At 70.2% G+C, this 17,277-nt stretch carries 19 protein-coding genes; 11 read left to right on the plus strand and 8 right to left on the minus strand.

The genetic code is table 11. From position 1 onward, the window contains the following. Window positions 1-17: 17 nt before the first annotated feature. Both ABIE67_RS30970 and ABIE67_RS30975 read left to right on the plus strand, forming a co-directional pair. Complete coding sequence (locus ABIE67_RS30970) at window positions 18-1,244, plus strand: RNA polymerase sigma factor (RefSeq protein WP_370264676.1); 1,227 nt, start codon at window positions 18-20, stop codon at window positions 1,242-1,244. Between the two features lie 9 nt (window positions 1,245-1,253). Then, the gene (locus ABIE67_RS30975) at window positions 1,254-1,586 is read left to right on the plus strand and encodes a DUF952 domain-containing protein (RefSeq protein WP_370264677.1); all 333 of its coding nucleotides are present in this window, start codon (window positions 1,254-1,256) and stop codon (window positions 1,584-1,586) included. Between the two features lie 92 nt (window positions 1,587-1,678). Here the strand turns inward: ABIE67_RS30975 and ABIE67_RS30980 are convergent, their stop codons facing one another. Continuing rightward, entirely contained in the window at window positions 1,679-2,452 is a 774-nt protein-coding gene (locus ABIE67_RS30980) for a VOC family protein (protein ID WP_370264678.1), read from the minus strand. A gap of 211 nt (window positions 2,453-2,663) precedes the next feature. On the opposite strand from ABIE67_RS30980, the gene ABIE67_RS30985 reads away from it, so the two are divergent. Next, complete coding sequence (locus ABIE67_RS30985; protein WP_370264679.1) at window positions 2,664-3,818, plus strand: anion permease; 1,155 nt, start codon at window positions 2,664-2,666, stop codon at window positions 3,816-3,818. Window positions 3,819-3,861: 43 nt separating this feature from the next. Beyond that, window positions 3,862-4,095 (plus strand): hypothetical protein, encoded by a 234-nt coding sequence (locus ABIE67_RS30990; RefSeq protein ID WP_370264680.1) that lies wholly within the window; start codon window positions 3,862-3,864, stop codon window positions 4,093-4,095. Between the two features lie 115 nt (window positions 4,096-4,210). Here the strand turns inward: ABIE67_RS30990 and ABIE67_RS30995 are convergent, their stop codons facing one another. Then, a complete protein-coding gene (locus ABIE67_RS30995; protein ID WP_370269110.1) occupies window positions 4,211-5,632 on the minus strand; it encodes a glycosyltransferase family 39 protein in 1,422 nt (473 codons plus the stop codon). Between the two features lie 308 nt (window positions 5,633-5,940). Further along, entirely contained in the window at window positions 5,941-6,882 is a 942-nt protein-coding gene (locus ABIE67_RS31000; protein ID WP_370264681.1) for a MerR family transcriptional regulator, read from the minus strand. Window positions 6,883-6,980: 98 nt separating this feature from the next. On the opposite strand from ABIE67_RS31000, the gene ABIE67_RS31005 reads away from it, so the two are divergent. Beyond that, window positions 6,981-7,631 carry a M15 family metallopeptidase gene (locus tag ABIE67_RS31005; protein WP_370264682.1) on the plus strand — a complete coding sequence of 217 codons (651 nt, stop codon included), beginning with the start codon at window positions 6,981-6,983 and terminating at the stop codon, window positions 7,629-7,631. A gap of 152 nt (window positions 7,632-7,783) precedes the next feature. Here the strand turns inward: ABIE67_RS31005 and sodN are convergent, their stop codons facing one another. Then, a complete protein-coding gene (gene sodN / locus ABIE67_RS31010; RefSeq protein ID WP_007491258.1) occupies window positions 7,784-8,179 on the minus strand; it encodes a superoxide dismutase, Ni in 396 nt (131 codons plus the stop codon). A gap of 145 nt (window positions 8,180-8,324) precedes the next feature. Here sodN and sodX point away from each other — a divergent pair, with 145 nt between their 5' ends. After that, window positions 8,325-8,759, plus strand: a complete 435-nt coding sequence (sodX, locus tag ABIE67_RS31015) for a nickel-type superoxide dismutase maturation protease (protein ID WP_370269115.1) — start codon at window positions 8,325-8,327, stop codon at window positions 8,757-8,759. Here the strand turns inward: sodX and ABIE67_RS31020 are convergent. Further along, window positions 8,663-9,292 (minus strand): ABATE domain-containing protein, encoded by a 630-nt coding sequence (locus ABIE67_RS31020; protein ID WP_370264683.1) that lies wholly within the window; start codon window positions 9,290-9,292, stop codon window positions 8,663-8,665. The genes sodX and ABIE67_RS31020 overlap by 97 nt on opposite strands. A gap of 99 nt (window positions 9,293-9,391) precedes the next feature. On the opposite strand from ABIE67_RS31020, the gene ABIE67_RS31025 reads away from it, so the two are divergent. Further along, on the plus strand, window positions 9,392-10,165 hold the full coding sequence (locus ABIE67_RS31025) for a trans-aconitate 2-methyltransferase (protein ID WP_370264684.1): 774 nt from the start codon (window positions 9,392-9,394) through the stop codon (window positions 10,163-10,165). A gap of 146 nt (window positions 10,166-10,311) precedes the next feature. On the opposite strand, the gene ABIE67_RS31030 is transcribed toward ABIE67_RS31025, so the two are convergent. The 3 genes from ABIE67_RS31030 to ABIE67_RS31040 are packed head-to-tail and all read right to left on the minus strand — an operon-like array spanning window position 10,312 to window position 13,030. Then, window positions 10,312-11,073 carry an amino acid ABC transporter ATP-binding protein gene (locus ABIE67_RS31030; RefSeq protein WP_370264685.1) on the minus strand — a complete coding sequence of 254 codons (762 nt, stop codon included), beginning with the start codon at window positions 11,071-11,073 and terminating at the stop codon, window positions 10,312-10,314. After that, a complete protein-coding gene (locus ABIE67_RS31035; RefSeq protein WP_370264686.1) occupies window positions 11,070-12,035 on the minus strand; it encodes an amino acid ABC transporter permease in 966 nt (321 codons plus the stop codon). The genes ABIE67_RS31030 and ABIE67_RS31035 overlap by 4 nt, the downstream gene beginning before the upstream one ends. A 32-nt stretch (window positions 12,036-12,067) precedes the next feature. Next, window positions 12,068-13,030: an ABC transporter substrate-binding protein gene (locus ABIE67_RS31040; RefSeq protein WP_370264687.1), complete on the minus strand. Its 963-nt coding sequence runs from the start codon at window positions 13,028-13,030 to the stop codon at window positions 12,068-12,070. A 676-nt stretch (window positions 13,031-13,706) separates the two neighbouring features. Here ABIE67_RS31040 and ABIE67_RS31045 point away from each other — a divergent pair. The 4 genes from ABIE67_RS31045 (at window position 13,707) to ABIE67_RS31060 (ending at window position 17,204) form a co-directional block, all read left to right on the plus strand. After that, window positions 13,707-14,930 carry an NADP-dependent malic enzyme gene (locus ABIE67_RS31045; RefSeq protein WP_370264688.1) on the plus strand — a complete coding sequence of 408 codons (1,224 nt, stop codon included), beginning with the start codon at window positions 13,707-13,709 and terminating at the stop codon, window positions 14,928-14,930. Window positions 14,931-15,352: 422 nt separating this feature from the next. Then, entirely contained in the window at window positions 15,353-16,315 is a 963-nt protein-coding gene (locus ABIE67_RS31050) for a zinc-binding dehydrogenase (protein ID WP_370264689.1), read from the plus strand. A gap of 116 nt (window positions 16,316-16,431) precedes the next feature. Next, window positions 16,432-16,641, plus strand: coding sequence for an HTH domain-containing protein (locus ABIE67_RS31055; RefSeq protein ID WP_030049537.1), 210 nt, complete (start codon window positions 16,432-16,434; stop codon window positions 16,639-16,641). Continuing rightward, window positions 16,641-17,204, plus strand: coding sequence for a Clp protease N-terminal domain-containing protein (locus ABIE67_RS31060; RefSeq protein ID WP_370264690.1), 564 nt, complete (start codon window positions 16,641-16,643; stop codon window positions 17,202-17,204). Before ABIE67_RS31055 ends, ABIE67_RS31060 begins: the two co-directional genes overlap by 1 nt. The last annotated feature ends 73 nt before the right edge of the window (window positions 17,205-17,277 follow it).

Raw genomic sequence — 17,277 nt, forward strand, 5'->3', positions numbered from 1 at the left:
GGAGCGCCACACCCGACATGAGCGTCACGCCCCAGACCGAGGACCTGCTGCGCCGTCACGCGCCGCAGGTCCTCGGCGCGCTGGTGCGGCGGTACGGCCACTTCGACACCGCCGAGGAGGCCGTACAGGAGGCGCTGCTCGCGGCGGCCGAGCAGTGGCCGCGGGCCGGCGTCCCCGACAATCCGCGCGGCTGGCTGATCAAGGTCGCCGCGCGCCGGCTGACCGACGCCCTGCGCGCGGAGGAGGCGCGCCGGGCCCGGGAGGAGAAGGTCGCGGCGCTGTCGCCACGGGACGCCTTCACCGCACCGCCGCCGGGCGCGGACCGCGCTCCCCGCGAGGACGACACCCTCACCCTGCTCTTCCTGTGCTGCCACCCGAACCTGACCCCGCCCGCCCAGGTCGCCCTGACCCTGCGCGCGGTCGGCGGCCTGACCACGGCGGAGATCGCCCGCGCGTATCTGGTCCCCGAGGCGACCATGGCCCAGCGCATCAGCCGGGCCAAGCAGAAGGTCCGCGGTGTGCGCTTCGGGCGCCCCGACCACTGGGAGGACCGGCTGCCCGCGGTTCTCCAGACGCTGTACCTGATCTTCAACGAGGGCTATACGGCGACCTCGGGCGCGAGCCTCCAGCGCAGGGACCTCGCCGGCGAGGCGATCCGGCTGACCCGCGAGGTCCAGCGGCTCCTCCCCGACCACGGCGAGGTGGCCGGCCTGCTCGCCCTGATGCTGCTCACCGACGCCCGCCGCGACGCGCGCACCGGCCCGCACGGCGAGCTCGTCCCCCTGGACGAGCAGGACCGCGACCGCTGGGACAAGGCCGCGATCGACGAGGGCGTCGCCCTGGTCACCGGCGCCCTCTCCCGGGGCCGCGCCGGCCCGTACCAGCTGCGCGCCGCCATCGCCGCCGTGCACGACGAGGCGCCCTCCGCGCAGGCGACCGACTGGCAGGAGATCCTCGGCCTCTACGACATCCTCGTACGCCTCGTCCCCGGGCCCGTCGAGCGCCTCAACCGCGCGGTCGCCGTGGCCATGGTCCAGGGGCCCCGCGCGGGACTGGCCGAACTGGACGCGCTGGAGGGCGAGTTGGGTTCCGGGCACCGCCTGGACGCGGTCCGCGGCCACCTCCTGGAGCGGGCGGGCGCGCACGACGAGGCCCGCGCCGCCTACGAATCCGCGGCCGCCAAGACCCTGAGCCTGCCGGAGCAGCGCTATTTGCACGCGCGGGCGGCACGGTTGAGGCCGTAGCGTGGGTCCATGCCCGAACGGACGTTCATCCTCCACATCACCGAGCGCTCCCTGTGGGACGCGGCCCGCGAGCGGGGCACGTACGAGATGTCGACGCGTGGCCGCACCCTCCAGGAGGAGGGCTTCATCCACTGCTCGACCCGCGCCCAGCTCCCGGCCGTCGCCGCCTTCCTGTACGGCTCCTACGACGGCCCCGACGAACTCGTGGTGCTGGTCGTGGACCCCGCGCGGCTCGATGTGCCCCTGAAGTACGAGGCGCCGGAGCCCGGGGGCGAGGAGTTCCCCCATGTGTACGGGCCGATTCCGGTGGAGGCGGTGGTGGAGGTGGAGCCGTGGGGGTGACGCGGCCGTGGGCATGACGGTGCCGTGGGGGTGACGGGGCGCCGCCCGGGCGGCTCGCGGGGAGTGCCGCGACGGGCCGTCGCCCGACCTGCTCAGCGCTGTCCGGGCAGTCCGCCCGTCTCCGGATCCCGTCCCGTCAGGCAGTAGGTGCCGCCCGCCGGATCGCGCATCACCGTCCAGTGGGCGCCCGGGGCGACGAGGGACGCGCCCAGCTCCTCGTGTCGGGCGCGGGTCGCCGCGATGTCCGCGCAGGCGAGGTCCAGATGGGCGGACGCGGGCCGCTCCCCGCCGGGCAGCCCCTCTCCGCGCCGCTCCTCGCCGAGCCGCTGGAGCAGGATGCGGACGGGCAGCCCGGCCGGCGGCTTGAGCACATGGAACTCGGGCCGGGAGCCGGGCGCCGACGCCCAGTCGGCCAACAGGGCGCTCCAGAAGGCGACTTCGGCGTCGTACAGCGAGGGCGGCACATCGATGCACACCTGGTCGAGCCGGCTGCCGCGCACCACGGGTGGCCGTACCGACTCCCCGTGCCAGGGCACGGCACAGAACAACTGCCCGGCGGGCGAGCGCAGTACGGCCCACCCCTCGTGCTCGACGGCGATCCCCGCACCCCGCCGCAGCGCCGACTCCACGAATTCCGGTACGTCGTCCACGGCGAAGTCGAGATGCGCGCCACCGGCGCCCGAGTCGACACCCTGGACCTTCACGCAGGCGTCGGCGGCGCCGCCCGGCACCAGCGTCACGAACTCCCCCCGCTCACCCCGGAATTCGGACAGCCGCGTGTCCGTCACCGCGGTCCAGAACGCGTGGGCCCGGGAGAAGGACGCGGCGGGGCGGTCGACGAAGGCGTAGGTCCAGCGGATGCTCATGGGGCGATCGTAGATCTGCCGGCAGCCCGTGCGCGTGCGCGGACCCGGCCGCCGTCACAGGCGCCTGCCGCAGCCGCATGCCGTAGCTGTACGGCACCCTCCGGGGTCGCCACCGCGGCTTCGCAGGACCCTTACCGACCGCGCGCCGACTCCTGGACACGCTTTGCCGTCGGTTCGCCGCGAATTGGCCCGGGCTTGTTTGCATTGGGGAATGGACCACATCACGTTCCTGGTGGCGGTCGTCATCGTGACGGCCCTTGCCTTCGACTTCACCAACGGATTCCACGACACGGCGAACGCGATGGCCACGTCCATCGCCACGGGGGCGCTCAAACCGAGAACGGCCGTGCTCATCAGCGGCATCTTGAACGTCGTCGGCGCCTTCCTGTCCACCGAGGTCGCCAAGACGATCTCCGGCGGCATCGTGGACGACACACTCGTCAGCCCGGGCATGATCTTCGCCGGGCTCGTCGGGGCCATCCTGTGGAATCTGCTCACCTGGCTGGTCGGGCTGCCGTCCAGCTCGTCGCACGCGCTGTTCGGCGGGCTGATCGGGGCCGTCTGGGTGGGCGCGGGGGCGCATGGCGTGCACTTCGACAAGGTTGTCGAGAAGGTGCTGGTCCCGGCGGTGGCCTCGCCGATCGTGGCGGGGGTCGCGGCGCTGCTGGCCACCTACCTGGCGTACAAGCTCACCGCCCGCGCCCGCAGCCAGTCCGTCACCAAGGGCTTCCGCGTCGGCCAGATCGCCTCGGCCTCGCTCGTGTCCCTGGCGCACGGCACCAACGACGCGCAGAAGACGATGGGCGTCATCACGCTGACCCTGATCTCGGCGGGTGCGCTGGGCCACGACGCGGGCCCGCCCTTCTGGGTGATCGCCTCGGCCGGCCTGGCCATCGGCCTCGGCACCTACCTCGGCGGCTGGCGGATCATCCGCACGATGGGCAAGGGCCTGACGGAGATCCAGTCCCCGCAGGGCTTCGCCGCCGAGACGGCCTCCACGACGGTCATCCTCACCTCGGCCCACCTGGGCTTCGCCCTGTCCACCACGCAGGTCGCCTCGGGCAGCATCCTCGGTGCGGGCCTGGGCCGCCGCCTGGCGGAGGTCCGCTGGGGCGTGGCCGGGCGCATGGTCGTGGCCTGGATGGTCACCCTGCCCGCGGCCGCACTGGTCGGCGGCGTCTCGGCGAGCGTGGTCAAGCACGGCGGCGACGTCGGTACGGCCGTGGTCGCACTGGTCGGCGCGGGCGTCGCCGCCGGGATCGTGCTCGTCTCCCGCCGCAACCCGGTGTCCGCGCACAACGTCAACGACGCCCACGAGGTCACGATCCGCGGCACGGAGCCGACGAAGGTCGGCACGGCCGCCTGAGACATGGCCGCTGAGGCCGCCTGAGACAAGGGGAGTTCACATCATGAACCTCGACTGGACCGCACTCGGCCAGGTCGCCGCGGTGAGCCTCGCCGTGACCGTGGCCGTGGTCACCGTGTTCGCGCTCGGCGTGCTGGGTCTGGCCCGCCATGAAGGGACGCGTGAGGAGGGCGGCGGCACCTCCACCGTGGGCCTCGCGCAGGCCGGTCTGTGCTTCGTCGCCTGCGCGGCGGTGGTGGTGTACGGGATCTATCTGATCGTGCCGCAGTTCCACTGACGATCCCGAGGCACGGGGCCCGGCCGGCGAACCGCCCGGGCCCTGTGCGCTGATTGACCGCACCTGATGGCAGCTGATGGCAACTGATCACAGCTGATCGTGGGCTGATCGCAGCTCAGAGCCGTTCGTACGCCGTCACGCGTCGCCCACGGACCTGTATGTCCGCCACCACCCTGAAGTGCTCCTTCAGCACAGCGGCCTTCGTCTTGTCCCGCTCGGCGGACACGGGCCGTGCCACCGCGGGCACATCGGTGACCAGGAGTATGCGCTGTCGCGCCAGCATGGCGTTCCGTATCCGGGCCGGACCCGCCTCCTCGCCCTTCAGCGTCCCCGACGCCACCGGGCCCTCCGCCAGCGCGATGTCGTCCAGCCCGGCGAAGTCGTCGGGGGAGACCAGCGCGGTGTCGCGCCGGGCCGCCGGTATGAAGACCACCGCGTCCCCGCTCTGCTTCAGCCGCCGTACATCGGCCGCCACCGCCAGGACGTCGTCCACCCGGCTCGACGGCGACCGCTTGGCCAGCGACTGCGGCAACAGGGCGACGACCGCCACGGTGACCACGAACGGGACGAGCCAGGGCGCCGCCCTCGGGAAGCGCGGCCGGAGCGCCCGTACGGCCCCGCCCAGCGCCGTGCCGATCAGCAGCGCCAGCCCGAGCATGCTGAACAGCACGTAGCGGTCCAGGAAGAGCGGCCGGACCAGGGAGAGCCCGACGAGACCGAGCTGAGGCACCGCCAGCAGCGGCAGCCCGACGGCGGCCACCGACAACCGCCCCGCGTGCGGCCGGTCCAGCAGGGACCCGAGTCCGCCGATCGTCAGCAGGACCGCCGGGCCGATCAGCATGTGCCAGGTCAGCGGCGGGATCCAGGACACCTGGTCGGCCTGGCTCCGGCTGAACAGGATCAGCGGCAGTACGACCGCCACGGCGACCGTCGCGGCCACCGTCCAGCAGGTCCAGGTGCGGCGCCGGGCCCGCACCCAGAGCAGGGTCGCCAGATGGGCGGGCAGGATCAGCAGGGACAGCCAGTTCAGCAGCCCGCAGACCGCGACCGTGCCGCCGTACGCGGCCCAGTGCGCCGCTCGGCCGTGCCCTTCCAGGGCGGTCACCAGCAACAGGGTCGCGATCCCGGCTCCGGCCGTGATCAGCGCGTAGGGACGGCCCTCCTGCAGATGGAACTGAACGGCCGGAAGCAGCCCGAGGGCCAGTCCTCCCGCCAGGCCCGCCCAGAGCCCGGCCAGCCGATGGCCGATGACCGTCACACAGACCGCGGCCACCGCCATGGCCAGCACGGAGGGCAGCCGCAGGGCCGTGGTGCCCGCCCCGAACCACTCGAAGATCCCGTGCATCAGCAGGTAGTAGAGGCCGTGCACGGCGTCGACCTGTCCCAGCATGTGCCAGATGTCGGCGACGGACCGCCGGGCCACCTGCCAGGTCGCGGCCTCGTCCCGCCACACACTGTGCTGCCGGGACAGCCCCCAGAGCCCGAGGGCGAGGGTCCACAGCAGCGGGATCGGCCAGAGCGGCAGGCGGCGGCGCAGGGTTTCTCCAGGGGGATCGGCATTCCGTCCGGCGGGGGCAGGCCCGGCGCCGGGTGATGCGGTCCCCTGATGTGGTCCCCACTCGCCCGCTGTCGCGGAGCACGCCGAAGAACGTCTCGACCGCAGAGGCCGAGCCGGGCTCCGAGCGTTGCTCACCTTCCCCCGTGTGCCACCCGCCCCGCAGGTCGGCCGGGGTGGTGGACCTGCCAAAACCTACGGCACGGGATCGGCCGTAGCCACTGGTTGTGGCGTGAGCACAATCACCGGGGATTCAGGGAACCTTGAAGTCCCGGCGGCTGTCGGTCGCGTCAGCGTGCCGTCCGGGTGCGCAGCGCCGTGACGGCCCAGCCGATCACCGGAGCCAGCGGTTCCGGGGGCGGCCAGCCGTTGATCAGGGCGAGCAGGTGGAAGTACCGGTCCCTGCGCGGGTCGTTCGCCGCCTCCAGGCGCCGCAGCAGCCACCGCTGCGGTTCGGCGGAGTCGGGGTGACGGTGGGCGGCCGCGCACCGGGCGACGAGGGCCGCGACGACGGGGTCCGCCTGCGGTGATTCGGGGCTGACGCCGGACGCGACGGCGGATCGCGCGATGTCACGGGTGAGCGCGGCGACGTCCGGGCGCGGTGGCGTGGCGCCGCCGTCGGGCAGGTCGTCCGCGGTGCTCCGGGCCATACGTCGCACACAGGCGCGAAAGTCGGCGTCGAGGGAAAGCTCGGCCAACTCCACCCACGCCGCGACCTGTTCCTCCGTAGGACTGTCGGGCAGCTCGGGCGTCATCGAACGCTGCGCCGCCGCGGCCTGGCCGGAGCGGGCCTGAGGACCCTCGAAGACGGCGCCGAGGAAGTCGTCGACCAACCGCCGCTTCTCGGAATGCGACAGCAGGGCCAGCTCGTGCATGAGTTCCATCTCCTCAAAGGTGGGTCCGCGACGGGCGGCGGCGGTCAGCACCGCCCGTCGCAGACGCAGGACGCCGATCTGTACGTCAAGTGCGGCGGCGTGTTCCGCGGCGACCTGGCCGAGCGTCAGTTCCCGGTCCACGACGCGCCGGATCACGTCGAGTCCGAGCCCCAGTTCGCGCAACGTCCGTACAAGGGCCAGCCGGGACACGGCATCAGGGCCGTAGCGGCGATAACCGGCGGGCGTACGGTCGGCCGGCGCCACGATGCCGCGATCGGAGTAGAAGCGGATCGTCTTCACCGTCAGCCCCGTACGGCGGGCCAGCTCACCGATCGAGTAAAGGGTGCCGTCGTGCATGACCTCACCTTCGTGTCTCCCCCTGCGGGAGACTCAAGTCTGCGTGGACGTCCGGGCATTCGCCTCCGCCGAGGGGGATGGTCGGCGATGATCGCCCCATGAGTGAGATCGTGCTGATGTCAGATCCGAAGATCGCTGCCATCCCGGTGGCCGACTGCGGCGAACCACTCGTTGACGTCCGGCTCCACGACGCCCTGGCAGTGGACTCTCGCAGGGCCGATCGGGCAGGGGCTTTCGCGCATCTGCGAGAAGGGGTGCTGATGCGTCTGCTGAAGGCTCAGACGCTGCTCCCGGACGGCATCCGTCTGCTGCTGGTCGAGGGGTACCGGCCGCCCGCGCTGCAGCGCGCCTACTTCGAGGAGTACGCCGGCCGACTGCGCGCCGACAATCCGGACTGGTCGCCGACGCGGGTACGTGACGCCGCGAGCCGTTACGTATCGCCACCGGAGATCGCGCCGCACAGCGCCGGCGCCGCGGTGGACCTCACTCTGATCTCCGCCGACGGGCACGAACTCGACATGGGAACTCGCCTGAACGCGAACCCGGAGGACAGCGACGGCGCCTGCTACACGGCCGCCGGCAACATCGCCTCCGAGGCACGGGCCAACCGGAGGGTCCTCGGCGCCGCACTCACCGCGGCGGGCCTGGTGAACTACCCCACCGAGTGGTGGCATTGGTCCTACGGCGACCGCTACTGGGCCCTCTCCGCCGGAGCCGCCGGCGCGGTGTACGGGCCGCGCGAACCCTGATGAGCGGACGACTTCGAGGCGGCTGACCGCGGGGGGCGAACAAGACCGCACCCGGACCGTCATGGACGCCGTTCTCGGCGGCCAGCGGGCCGGGTGCGGGCAAAATGACCAGGCGACCAAGGAAATCGCAGGTCAAAAGGCATGATCGAAGATCAAGCCTTCTTGGTCTCCCAGAAGATCTTGTCGATCTGGGCGATGTAGTCCAGAGCCTTCTGACCGGTGGCCGGGTCGGTGGAGCCCTTGGCGGCCGAGAGGGCCTTCAGGGCGTCGTTGACCAGCTGGTGCAGCTCCGGGTACTTCTCGAAGTGCGGGGGCTTGAAGTAGTCGCTCCAGAGCACCGAGACGTGGTGCTTTGCGAGCTCGGCGCGCTGCTCCTTGATGACGGTGGCACGCGCCTGGAAGTGCGGGTCGTCGTTGGCGGCCATCTTCTCCTGGACGGCCTTCACCGACTCCGCCTCGATGCGGGCCTGGGCCGGGTCGTACACACCGCAGGGCAGGTCGCAGTGTGCGCTGACCTTGACCTTGGGGGCAAACAGGCGGGAAAGCATGGAGCATTCCTTCCTCGTGATCGTCTTCTCAGGTGGGACATTACTCCCTGCGAGACGGGTTTTCGCGAGTGCCCCCATGGGCTTAGGACAAAAGTCCAGGGTCAGACTGAGACTGGTGGAGGACAGTACCGGGGAGGTGCCGGGGATGCCGGAGTTGTCGCAGGACGCCGAGCGCGGGCGGGCCGCTCAGCCCTTCGGGTGGGCCGAGGTGACGGGGCCGTCGATGGTGCCCACGCTCTATCACGGCGACCTGCTCGTGGTGTGGCACCGGGGTCGGATCAGGCCCGGGGCCGTGGTGGTGCTGCGGCATCCCTTCCAGCAGGACCTGCTCGTCGTCAAGCGGGCCGCGGAGCGGCGTGAGGGCGGCTGGTGGGTGCTCGGCGACAACGCGTACGCCGCCGGGGACAGCACCGACTACGGCGTCGTGCCCGACGAGCTGATCCTGGGCCGGGTCCGGCTGCGCTACCGGCCGCGCAAGCCGGGTCAGCGCTCGCCGTTCGCGGTGGCGCGCTGGGCGCTGTCGGCCGTGCGGCCCGTCTTCGCCGACCGGTCGGCCTCCAGGCGCTTGCGGGCGCGGTAGGCGGCCACGTTGGCGCGGGTCGCGCAGCGGTCCGAGCAGTAGCGCCGGGAGCGGTTGGTGGACGTGTCGAGGTAGGCGTTGCGGCACGGGGAGGCCTCGCACAGGCCCAGGCGGTCCACGCCGTACTCGGTGAGGTGGAAGGCCAGGCCCATCGCCGCGATGGCCGTGTAGCCCGCGGTGGCGTTCGACGGGTGGTCCGCCAGGTGCATGTGCCACAGGGGGCGGCCGTCGTCGTCCCGGAAGTTGTGGCCGGAGATCTGCGGGCTCACCGGGAACTCCAGCAGGAGGGCGTTCAGCAGGTTCACCGCCATCGCCTCGTCGCCCTGGTCCGCCGCCTCGAAGACCGCCCTCAGCCGTGCCCGCACCGAGCGGAAGCGGGTGACGTCCCCGTCGGTGGCGCGGCGGGCCGCCTCCTGGTTGACGCCGAACAGATCGCGGACGGCCTCGACCGAGGTCAGCGAGTCCTTCCCCCGGGCCGGGTCCTCGGTGTTGACGAGTCGTACGGCGTAATCCGAGTAATAGGCCAGTTCCACTTGTAGTCCTTACGGAGGCGTTCTATCGTCGTGATGCGGTCGGGTAACAGCTGATCGTGCTTCCAGGGTATTACGTGACTTGCGCGATGGAGGGGTTCCATGACGGACACGGACATCACCACCACGACCGGAGCCGACTGGGCCGCCTGGCAGAAGAGCTGGGACCGGCAGCAGGAGTGGTACATGCCCGACCGCGAGGAACGCTTCCGGATCATGCTCGACATGGTCGAGGCCCTCGTCGGCCCCGCCCCGCGCGTGCTCGATCTCGCGTGCGGCACGGGAAGTATCACGGCTCGGCTGTTCGCGCGGTTCCCGGCTGCCACCAGCACGGGCGTCGACCTCGACCCCGCCCTCCTCGCCATCGCCGAGGGCACCTTCGCGGACGACGAGCGGGTCTCCTTCGTCACGGCCGACCTCAAGGACCCCGACTGGCCGGCGGAGCTGCCGTACGACTCGTACGACGCCGTCCTGACCGCCACGGCCCTGCACTGGCTGCACCGTGAACCCCTCGCGGCCCTCTACGGTCAGGTCGCGGAGCTCGTCCGCGACGGTGGTGTGTTCCTGAACGCGGACCACATGATCGACGACTCGACGCCCCGGATCAACGCGGCGGAGCGCGCGCTGCGCCACGCCCGCATGGATCAGGCCAAGGCGGACGGCGCCCTCGACTGGTCCGAGTGGTGGCAGCTGGCGGCGCAGGACCCGGTCCTCGCCGAACCCACGGCCAGGCGCTTCGCCATCTACGGCGAGCACGCCGAAGGCGACATGCCGTCCGCCGCATGGCACGCACGCGTGCTCCGCGAGAGGGGCTTCGGGGAGGCCCGGCCGGTCTGGTGCTCGCCTTCGGACACGCTGTTGCTGGCGCTGAAGTGAGCGGGGCCCTCAACCGACGGCGGGCCAGTTGCGTGACGTGGTGATGTCGCCCGAGCCGTTGCCGTAGGGGCGGCACAAGGCGCGGGGGGCGGACATGGCGAAGGGGCGGTACGAGGATCTCGTACCGCCCCTTCAGCGTCGTACCGTCAGAGCACCTTGGACAGGAAGGCCTGCGTCCGCTCGTGCTGCGGGTTGGTCAGGACCTCGCGGGGGTCGCCGGACTCGACGACCACGCCGCCGTCCATGAAGACCAGGCTGTCGCCGACCTCGCGGGCGAAGCCCATCTCGTGGGTGACGACGACCATCGTCATGCCGGACTCGGCCAGGTCGCGCATGACGTCGAGGACGTCACCGACCAGCTCCGGGTCGAGGGCCGAGGTCGGCTCGTCGAAGAGCATCAGCTTCGGGTCCATCGCCAGCGCCCGGGCGATGGCCACGCGCTGCTGCTGGCCGCCGGAGAGCTGTGCGGGGTAGTTGCCGGCCTTGTCGGCCAGGCCGACACGGTCCAGCAGCTCCCGCGCCCGCTCCTTGGCCTGGGCCTTGCTCACGCCCTTGACCTGGATCGGCGCCTCCATGACGTTCTCCGCGGCTGTCATGTGCGGGAACAGGTTGAACCGCTGGAACACCATGCCGATGTCCCGCCGCTGCTGCGCGACCTCGCTGTCCTTGAGCTCGTACAGCTTGTCGCCCTTCTGGCGGTAGCCGACCAGCTCACCGTCGACGTACAGCCGACCGGCGTTGATCTTCTCCAGGTGGTTGATGCACCGCAGAAACGTCGACTTGCCGGAGCCGGACGGGCCGATGAGGCAGAACACCTCGCCGGTCTGCACCTCCAGGTCGATGCCCTGGAGGACCTGTACGGGGCCGAAGGACTTGTGGACGCCCTCGGCCTTCACCATGGCCGTCATACCGAACTGCCCCTTTCGCGGCTGAAGGCCATCATGTTGACCTTGATCCTCTGCCACGGCGTCGGCGGCAGGTTCCGCGTCGAGCCCCGGGCGTAACGACGCTCCAGGTAGTACTGGAAGACGCTGAACACGCTGGTCATGACCAGGTACCAGATGCACGCCACGAACAGCATCTCCATCACGGCGTACGACGTGGAGCCGATCGTGGAGGTGGCGCGCAGCAGTTCGTTGTACGTCACCGCGTACACCAGCGACGAGGTCTTCAACATGTTGATGAACTCGTTGCCGGTCGGCGGCACGATCACCCGCATCGCCTGCGGGATCACGATCCGGCGCAGGGTCTTCGCGTGGCTCATGCCGAGCGCGTGCGAGGCCTCGGTCTGGCCCTCGTCGACGGCCATCAGACCGGCGCGGCAGATCTCCGCCATGTACGCCGCCTCGTTCAGGCCCAGGCCCAGCAGGGCGGCCATGAACGGGGTCATGACGTCGACCATCTCGTCCTTGTAGATCGGACCGAGATTCAGGACCGGGAAGATCAGCGCCAGGTTGAACCAGAGGAGGAGCTGGACGTAGACCGGCGTACCGCGGAAGAACCAGATGTAGACCCAGGCCACCCAGCTCGTCACCGGGTTCTTGGAGAGCCGCATCACGGCCAGGATCACGCCCAGGACCACACCCATGACCATCGCCAGGACGCTGATCAGCAGGGTGCGGCCGGCACCGGCGAGAACCGTGGAGTCGAAGACGTAGTCGCCGACGGCGTTCCACTGGATCTTCTCGGCGGTGGCGAAGGCGTTGACGAGCAGCGCCACCAGGGCCAGCACGATGACACCGCTGACCCAGCGGCCGTAGTGCCGTACCGGAATGGCCTTGATCGCCTCGGGCGGGATGGCCCCGCCCTCCTTGGAGACGGCGGCCGACGGCTTCGCGTCGGCCGGCTCCTTGTCGAACTTGTCAGTCACTGTGACTGCCCTTCAGTGCTTGCCCGGGACGGTCACTTGCCGCCGTTGATCGCGGCCTTGTCGATCGCGCCGGACTCGGCGCCCCACTTCTCGAGGATCTTCTTGTACGTACCGTCCTCGATGATGGCGTTGACGGCCTCTTCGAGGGCCGCGGTGAGCTCCTTGTTGTCCTTGTTCACCGCGATGCCGAACGGACCGGCGTCGACCTGCTCGCCGACGACCTCGAAATCGTTGCCGCCGCCGGACTTGCGGGCCAGGTCCACGGCCACCGGGTAGTCGTTGACGCCGGCGACCGCGCCGCCCGACTTCACACGGGTCTGGGCCTCGGTGTCGTTCTCGAACGACTCGATGTTGATCTTCTTCTTGCCGTCGTCCGTGCAGGCCTTGGACTGGGTCTGCAGCGCCTTCTCGTACGTCGTGCCGCGCTGCACGGCCGCCGTCTGACCGCAGAGGTCCTCGATCGAGTTGATCTTCTTCGGGTTGCCCTTCTGGACGTACACGGCGGTGCCGGCCGTGAAGTAGTCGACGAAGTCGACACCCGGGCCGAGCTTCTTGCCCTTGTCGTCCAGGCCCTCCTGGCGCTGCGGGGTGTCCGTGATGGAGGACATGGCGACGTCGTAGCGGCCCGAGTTCAGGGCGGTGATCAGGCCGTCGAAGGAGCCGGAGGTGAACTGGAACTCCACGCCCAGCTTCTCGCCCAGCGCGGCGGCGATGTCGGGGTCGACGCCGACGATCTTGCCGCCCTCCTGGAACTCCATCGGGGCGTACTCGGCGTTCGTGCCGGCCTTGATGACGCCGGCGTCCTGGATCTTCTTGGGCAGCTTGTCGAACAGCGGGGCGGCACTCGACTTCCCCGTCTCGTTGGCGCTGCCGCCGCTGTCGTTCGTCTGGTCACCGCAGCCGGTGAGAATCAGGGCGCCTGCGACCGCGATCGAGCCGACCGCTGCCAGCCGGGAGCGCGTGGCGGTCGTACGACGGGTGGAGCTTGCGGTCATGGTGGGTTCCTCCGGCGGATGGGTGGAGTTGCCGATGGGGCGGGCGCCCGCCGATGGACTCGGCCGGGTGCCTTGTTTTCCTAGGTCGACGAGAGCACACACCTTCGAGTGCCGCGACCTCGTGTGATTACGGCATCTTGCCATTCGGACTTAGGCATTCAGGGCGCCCGTGATGTCAAAATCGGATAACGGGTGACTTCCGAACCGCCTCAGGTCGGACATCCTGACCGCACCTTCTGCGGGAATCAGTCCTTCCGGCCGGAAGATCTTCGGTATATCGCCGGTTCTGGGCCGATCGCGGGTCAATCGTGGGTCGGGTTTGCGGGTGACGGTGGTCGGTTGCGGTTTCTATCGTTGATTGTCCGCTTATTTGGCCACGAATCACACCGGTACCGTCATCGGCTCGTGTCCGATTCGTGTCGTCCGCGTGCGTGTTTCCCCTTCCGTCATGTGATCTTGCACGTATTGGACTCGTCGTCGGCGCCGTCCGTCCGGTAAGAAGGTTCTTTACACCCCTCATCCGGGGCTCAGGGCGCGTGTGCGGCGCGCCCGTCGCGTATGTGCCCGTACGTCGTACGTCGCACGTATCAACGAGCAGGGTCATACGCGGTCCCGCCCACTTCTCACCAGGAGTGGTCCCACCCTCAAACCATGAACACTTAAGGGGTCAGACAAAGTGGCAGCGGAGATCGTCAATCCTCGCAGCGGCGGCAATACCGATCAGGACGGCGGGGTCGAGCCCCTCGATTCCTTCGATCCGGCGTTCGCGCTGCACCGTGGCGGCAAGATGGCCGTGCAGGCCACCGTGCCGGTCCGGGACAAGGACGACCTGTCCCTGGCGTACACGCCCGGCGTCGCGAAGGTGTGCAGCGCGATTGCCGAGCAGCCGGAGCTCGTGCACGACTACACGTGGAAGTCCTCCGTCGTCGCCGTCGTGACCGACGGCACGGCCGTTCTCGGACTCGGGGACATCGGGCCCGAGGCCTCCCTTCCGGTGATGGAGGGGAAGGCGATTCTGTTCAAGCAGTTCGGCGGCGTCGACGCCGTGCCGATCGCTCTCGCCTGCACCGGCGTCGACGAGATCGTCGAGACCGTGGTGCGGCTCGCGCCGTCCTTCGGTGGTGTGAACCTGGAGGACATCTCGGCGCCCCGGTGCTTCGAGATCGAGCGGAAGCTGCAGGAGCGGCTGGACATTCCGGTCTTCCACGACGACCAGCACGGTACGGCCGTCGTGACGCTGGCCGCGCTGCGGAACGCTGCGCGGCTGACCGGGAAGGGTCTCGGGGATCTGCGAGCCGTGATCTCGGGGGCCGGGGCGGCTGGTGTCGCCATCGCGAAGATGCTGGTCGAGGCCGGGATCGGGGACGTCGCGGTGGCCGACCGCAAGGGCATCGTGTCGGCCGACCGGGACGATCTGACGTCGGTCAAGCGGGAGCTTGCCGGGTTCACGAACAAGGCGGGCATCACCGGGTCGCTGGAGGCGGCCCTGGAGGGTGCCGACGTCTTCATCGGAGTTTCCGGTGGGACGGTGCCGGAGGAGGCTGTCGCCTCCATGGCCGAGGGCGCGTTCGTGTTCGCCATGGCCAACCCGAACCCGGAGGTGCATCCCCACGTCGCGCACAAGTACGCGGCGGTCGTGGCGACCGGGCGGTCCGACTTCCCGAACCAGATCAACAACGTGCTGGCGTTTCCGGGGATCTTCGCGGGGGCGCTTCAGGTGCGGGCGTCCCGGATCACCGAGGGCATGAAGATCGCTGCGGCTGAGGCGTTGGCGGCTGTGGTGGGGGACGACCTCGCCGCGGACTATGTCATTCCGTCGCCGTTCGACGAGCGGGTGGCGCCGGCGGTTACGGCTGCGGTGGCTGCGGCGGCTCGGGCGGAGGGTGTTGCTCGGCGGTGACGTTGAGCTGAGCTGAGCTGAGCTGAGATGAGTGGCCCCGCCGGGGACGGCGGGGCCATCTTCTTTGTCTGGGGGGGCGGCTGATCGGGTGGGCCTGGGCGCCGGGGGGCGTGGGGGTGCCTGCGGGTGCCTCCGGCGGTTGGTCGGGTGGGTGCCTGCGGCGGCCCGTTGCGGTGGGCGGGGGCTGGTCGCGCCCACGCGGCGGTAGCCGCACATTCAACACAGCCCCGCGCCCCTGAGGTGCCTGCGGCGGCCCGTTGCGGTGTGTGGGGGTTCGCGTAGCGCGGTTCGGCCGGTGGGTGGGTCGGGGCCGTACGCGGCTGCCCGGACGGGCCACCTCACGTTGTGTGCCCCGTCAAGCGGGCGTGTCTCACAGGGCGCTGTGGTTTCGTCGGGCGGCGGGGGAGCCTATCGTCAAGGTCATGTTCGCTGTCTATGCCGCCCGAATCGACCGCGACGAGCCGCTCTCCGGACTGGAGTTGGGGGAGCGTCCGGCTCCTGAGGCCCGCGCCGGTTGGAGTACCGTCAACGTCAAGGCCGCCTCGCTCAATCATCACGATCTCTGGTCCCTGCGGGGCGTGGGTCTGCCCGAGGAACGGTTGCCGATGATCCTTGGCTGCGATGCGGCCGGGATCGATGAGGACGGCAATGAGGTCGTCCTGCACTCTGTGATCGGACAGAGTGGGCATGGGGTGGGGCCCAGGGAGCCTCGGTCCATCCTCACCGAGCAGTACCAGGGGACGTTCGCGGAGCGGGTCGCCGTGCCTACGTGGAACGTTCTTCCCAAGCCCAAGGAGCTCTCCTTCGAGGAGGCGGCCTGTTTGCCGACGGCTTGGCTGACCGCGTATCGGATGCTGTTCACGAACGCGGGGGTACGGCCGGGGGATTCCGTGCTCGTGCAGGGGGCCGGGGGTGGCGTGGCCACCGCTGCCATCGTGCTCGGCAAGGCCGCGGGGCTGCGGGTCTTCGCCACCAGTCGGGATGAGGCCAAGCGGAAGCGGGCCTTGGAGCTGGGGGCCGTGGAGGCCGTGGAGTCCGGGGCTCGGCTGCCGGAGCGGGTCGATGCCGTGATCGAGACCGTCGGTGCCGCTACCTGGTCGCACTCCGTGAAGTCGCTGAAGCCCGGGGGCACGCTGGTCATTTCCGGTGCCACGAGTGGGGATCGGCCCTCGCATGCCGAACTCACCCGGATCTTCTTCCTGGAGTTGAAGGTCGTCGGGTCCACCATGGGGACGAAGGACGAGCTCGAGGATCTGCTTGCCTTCTGTGCCGCGACGGGTGTGCGGCCGGTGATCGACGAGGTGCTGCCCATGGAGCGGGCCCGTGAGGGCTTCGAGCGCCTGGCGTCGGGGGAGCAGTTCGGGAAGATCGTGCTCACCAACTGACGGTGCCGGGTGCGGTGATTGCGCCTTGCGGCGGGTTTGGGGCTTTGCCTCAGGCCCGCCGTTTTGGTTGTCAATGAAGGTTGACGGAGTGGGTGCCGTCAACTTAGGTTGACATCATGGGTGAAGCTACAGATCTTGCCGAGCGGGCCGGGGATCGCGATCCGCGGGTCGGGTTGCGGGCCGTGGCGGCGTTGCGCCGGCTGTTGGAGCAGCTGGAGGCGGTGCAGGTGCGCAGTGCGCGCAATCAGGGGTGGTCATGGCAGGAGATCGCCGCGGAACTCGGGGTCAGCAGGCAGGCCGTGCACAAGAAGTACGGGAGGCGTTGATGTTCGAGCGGTTCACGAAGGATGCCCGTGCGGTGGTGACGGGGGCGGTTGCGCATGCCGAGAGGGGCGGGGCGGCCTGTGTTGATGCCGAGCATCTGCTGCTCTCCCTGCTGGACCGGGAGGGGAGTCGAGCTTCGTTCGCGCTTGCCTCGCTCGGGGGTGGGGCCCGGCTGGAGTCCGTGCGGCGGCAGCTGGGCGAGGCTCGGCGGCGGGGCGGGCTGTCGCAGGCCGAGGCCGATGCGCTGGCCGGGCTGGGGATCGATGTGGGGGAGATCGTCGCCCGCGTGGAGGAAGCGCACGGGGTCGGGGCGTTGTCCGGTGGGCGGGAGGACAAGGGGTGGTGGTCGGGGCGGCGGTCGTTCAGCCGGGAGGCCAAGGACGTGCTGGAGCGGGCGTTGCGTATCGCCGTCGCCCGTCGGGATCGGCACATCGGTGATGAGCACATTCTGTTGGCGCTGACCAGCCGTCCTGGGGTGCCCGCCGAGGCTCTCGCCGATCACGGGGTGAGCTATGAGTCCGTCACGCGGGTGCTGTACGGCGGGGGAGAGGCCAAGGCCGGGTGAGTGCCTTTCGTTGATTGATTGCACCCGTCGTGGGCAGTGCGGGGGAGAGGGGCGTGGTGGCCGCCGCACTGCC

Source organism: Streptomyces sp. V4I8, assembly GCF_041261225.1.
Classification (GTDB): Bacteria; Actinomycetota; Actinomycetes; order Streptomycetales; family Streptomycetaceae; genus Streptomyces.

Excerpts from the sequence above, each read along its gene's own strand:
- ABIE67_RS30975 (WP_370264677.1), top strand. The coding sequence starts at position 1,254 with ATGCCCGAACGGACGTTCATCCTCCACATCACCGAGCGCTCCCTGTGG.
- ABIE67_RS31000 (WP_370264681.1), bottom strand. The coding sequence starts at position 6,882 with ATGCACGACGGCACCCTTTACTCGATCGGTGAGCTGGCCCGCCGTACG.
- ABIE67_RS31055 (WP_030049537.1), top strand. The coding sequence starts at position 16,432 with ATGGGTGAAGCTACAGATCTTGCCGAGCGGGCCGGGGATCGCGATCCG.
- ABIE67_RS31050 (WP_370264689.1), top strand. The coding sequence starts at position 15,353 with ATGTTCGCTGTCTATGCCGCCCGAATCGACCGCGACGAGCCGCTCTCC.
- ABIE67_RS31025 (WP_370264684.1), top strand. The coding sequence starts at position 9,392 with ATGACGGACACGGACATCACCACCACGACCGGAGCCGACTGGGCCGCC.
- sodX (WP_370269115.1), top strand. The coding sequence starts at position 8,325 with ATGCCGGAGTTGTCGCAGGACGCCGAGCGCGGGCGGGCCGCTCAGCCC.
- ABIE67_RS31040 (WP_370264687.1), bottom strand. The coding sequence starts at position 13,030 with ATGACCGCAAGCTCCACCCGTCGTACGACCGCCACGCGCTCCCGGCTG.
- ABIE67_RS30990 (WP_370264680.1), top strand. The coding sequence starts at position 3,862 with ATGAACCTCGACTGGACCGCACTCGGCCAGGTCGCCGCGGTGAGCCTC.
- ABIE67_RS31030 (WP_370264685.1), bottom strand. The coding sequence starts at position 11,073 with ATGACGGCCATGGTGAAGGCCGAGGGCGTCCACAAGTCCTTCGGCCCC.
- ABIE67_RS30970 (WP_370264676.1), top strand. The coding sequence starts at position 18 with ATGAGCGTCACGCCCCAGACCGAGGACCTGCTGCGCCGTCACGCGCCG.
- ABIE67_RS30980 (WP_370264678.1), bottom strand. The coding sequence starts at position 2,452 with ATGAGCATCCGCTGGACCTACGCCTTCGTCGACCGCCCCGCCGCGTCC.
- ABIE67_RS31060 (WP_370264690.1), top strand. The coding sequence starts at position 16,641 with ATGTTCGAGCGGTTCACGAAGGATGCCCGTGCGGTGGTGACGGGGGCG.
- ABIE67_RS30985 (WP_370264679.1), top strand. The coding sequence starts at position 2,664 with ATGGACCACATCACGTTCCTGGTGGCGGTCGTCATCGTGACGGCCCTT.
- sodN (WP_007491258.1), bottom strand. The coding sequence starts at position 8,179 with ATGCTTTCCCGCCTGTTTGCCCCCAAGGTCAAGGTCAGCGCACACTGC.
- ABIE67_RS31005 (WP_370264682.1), top strand. The coding sequence starts at position 6,981 with ATGAGTGAGATCGTGCTGATGTCAGATCCGAAGATCGCTGCCATCCCG.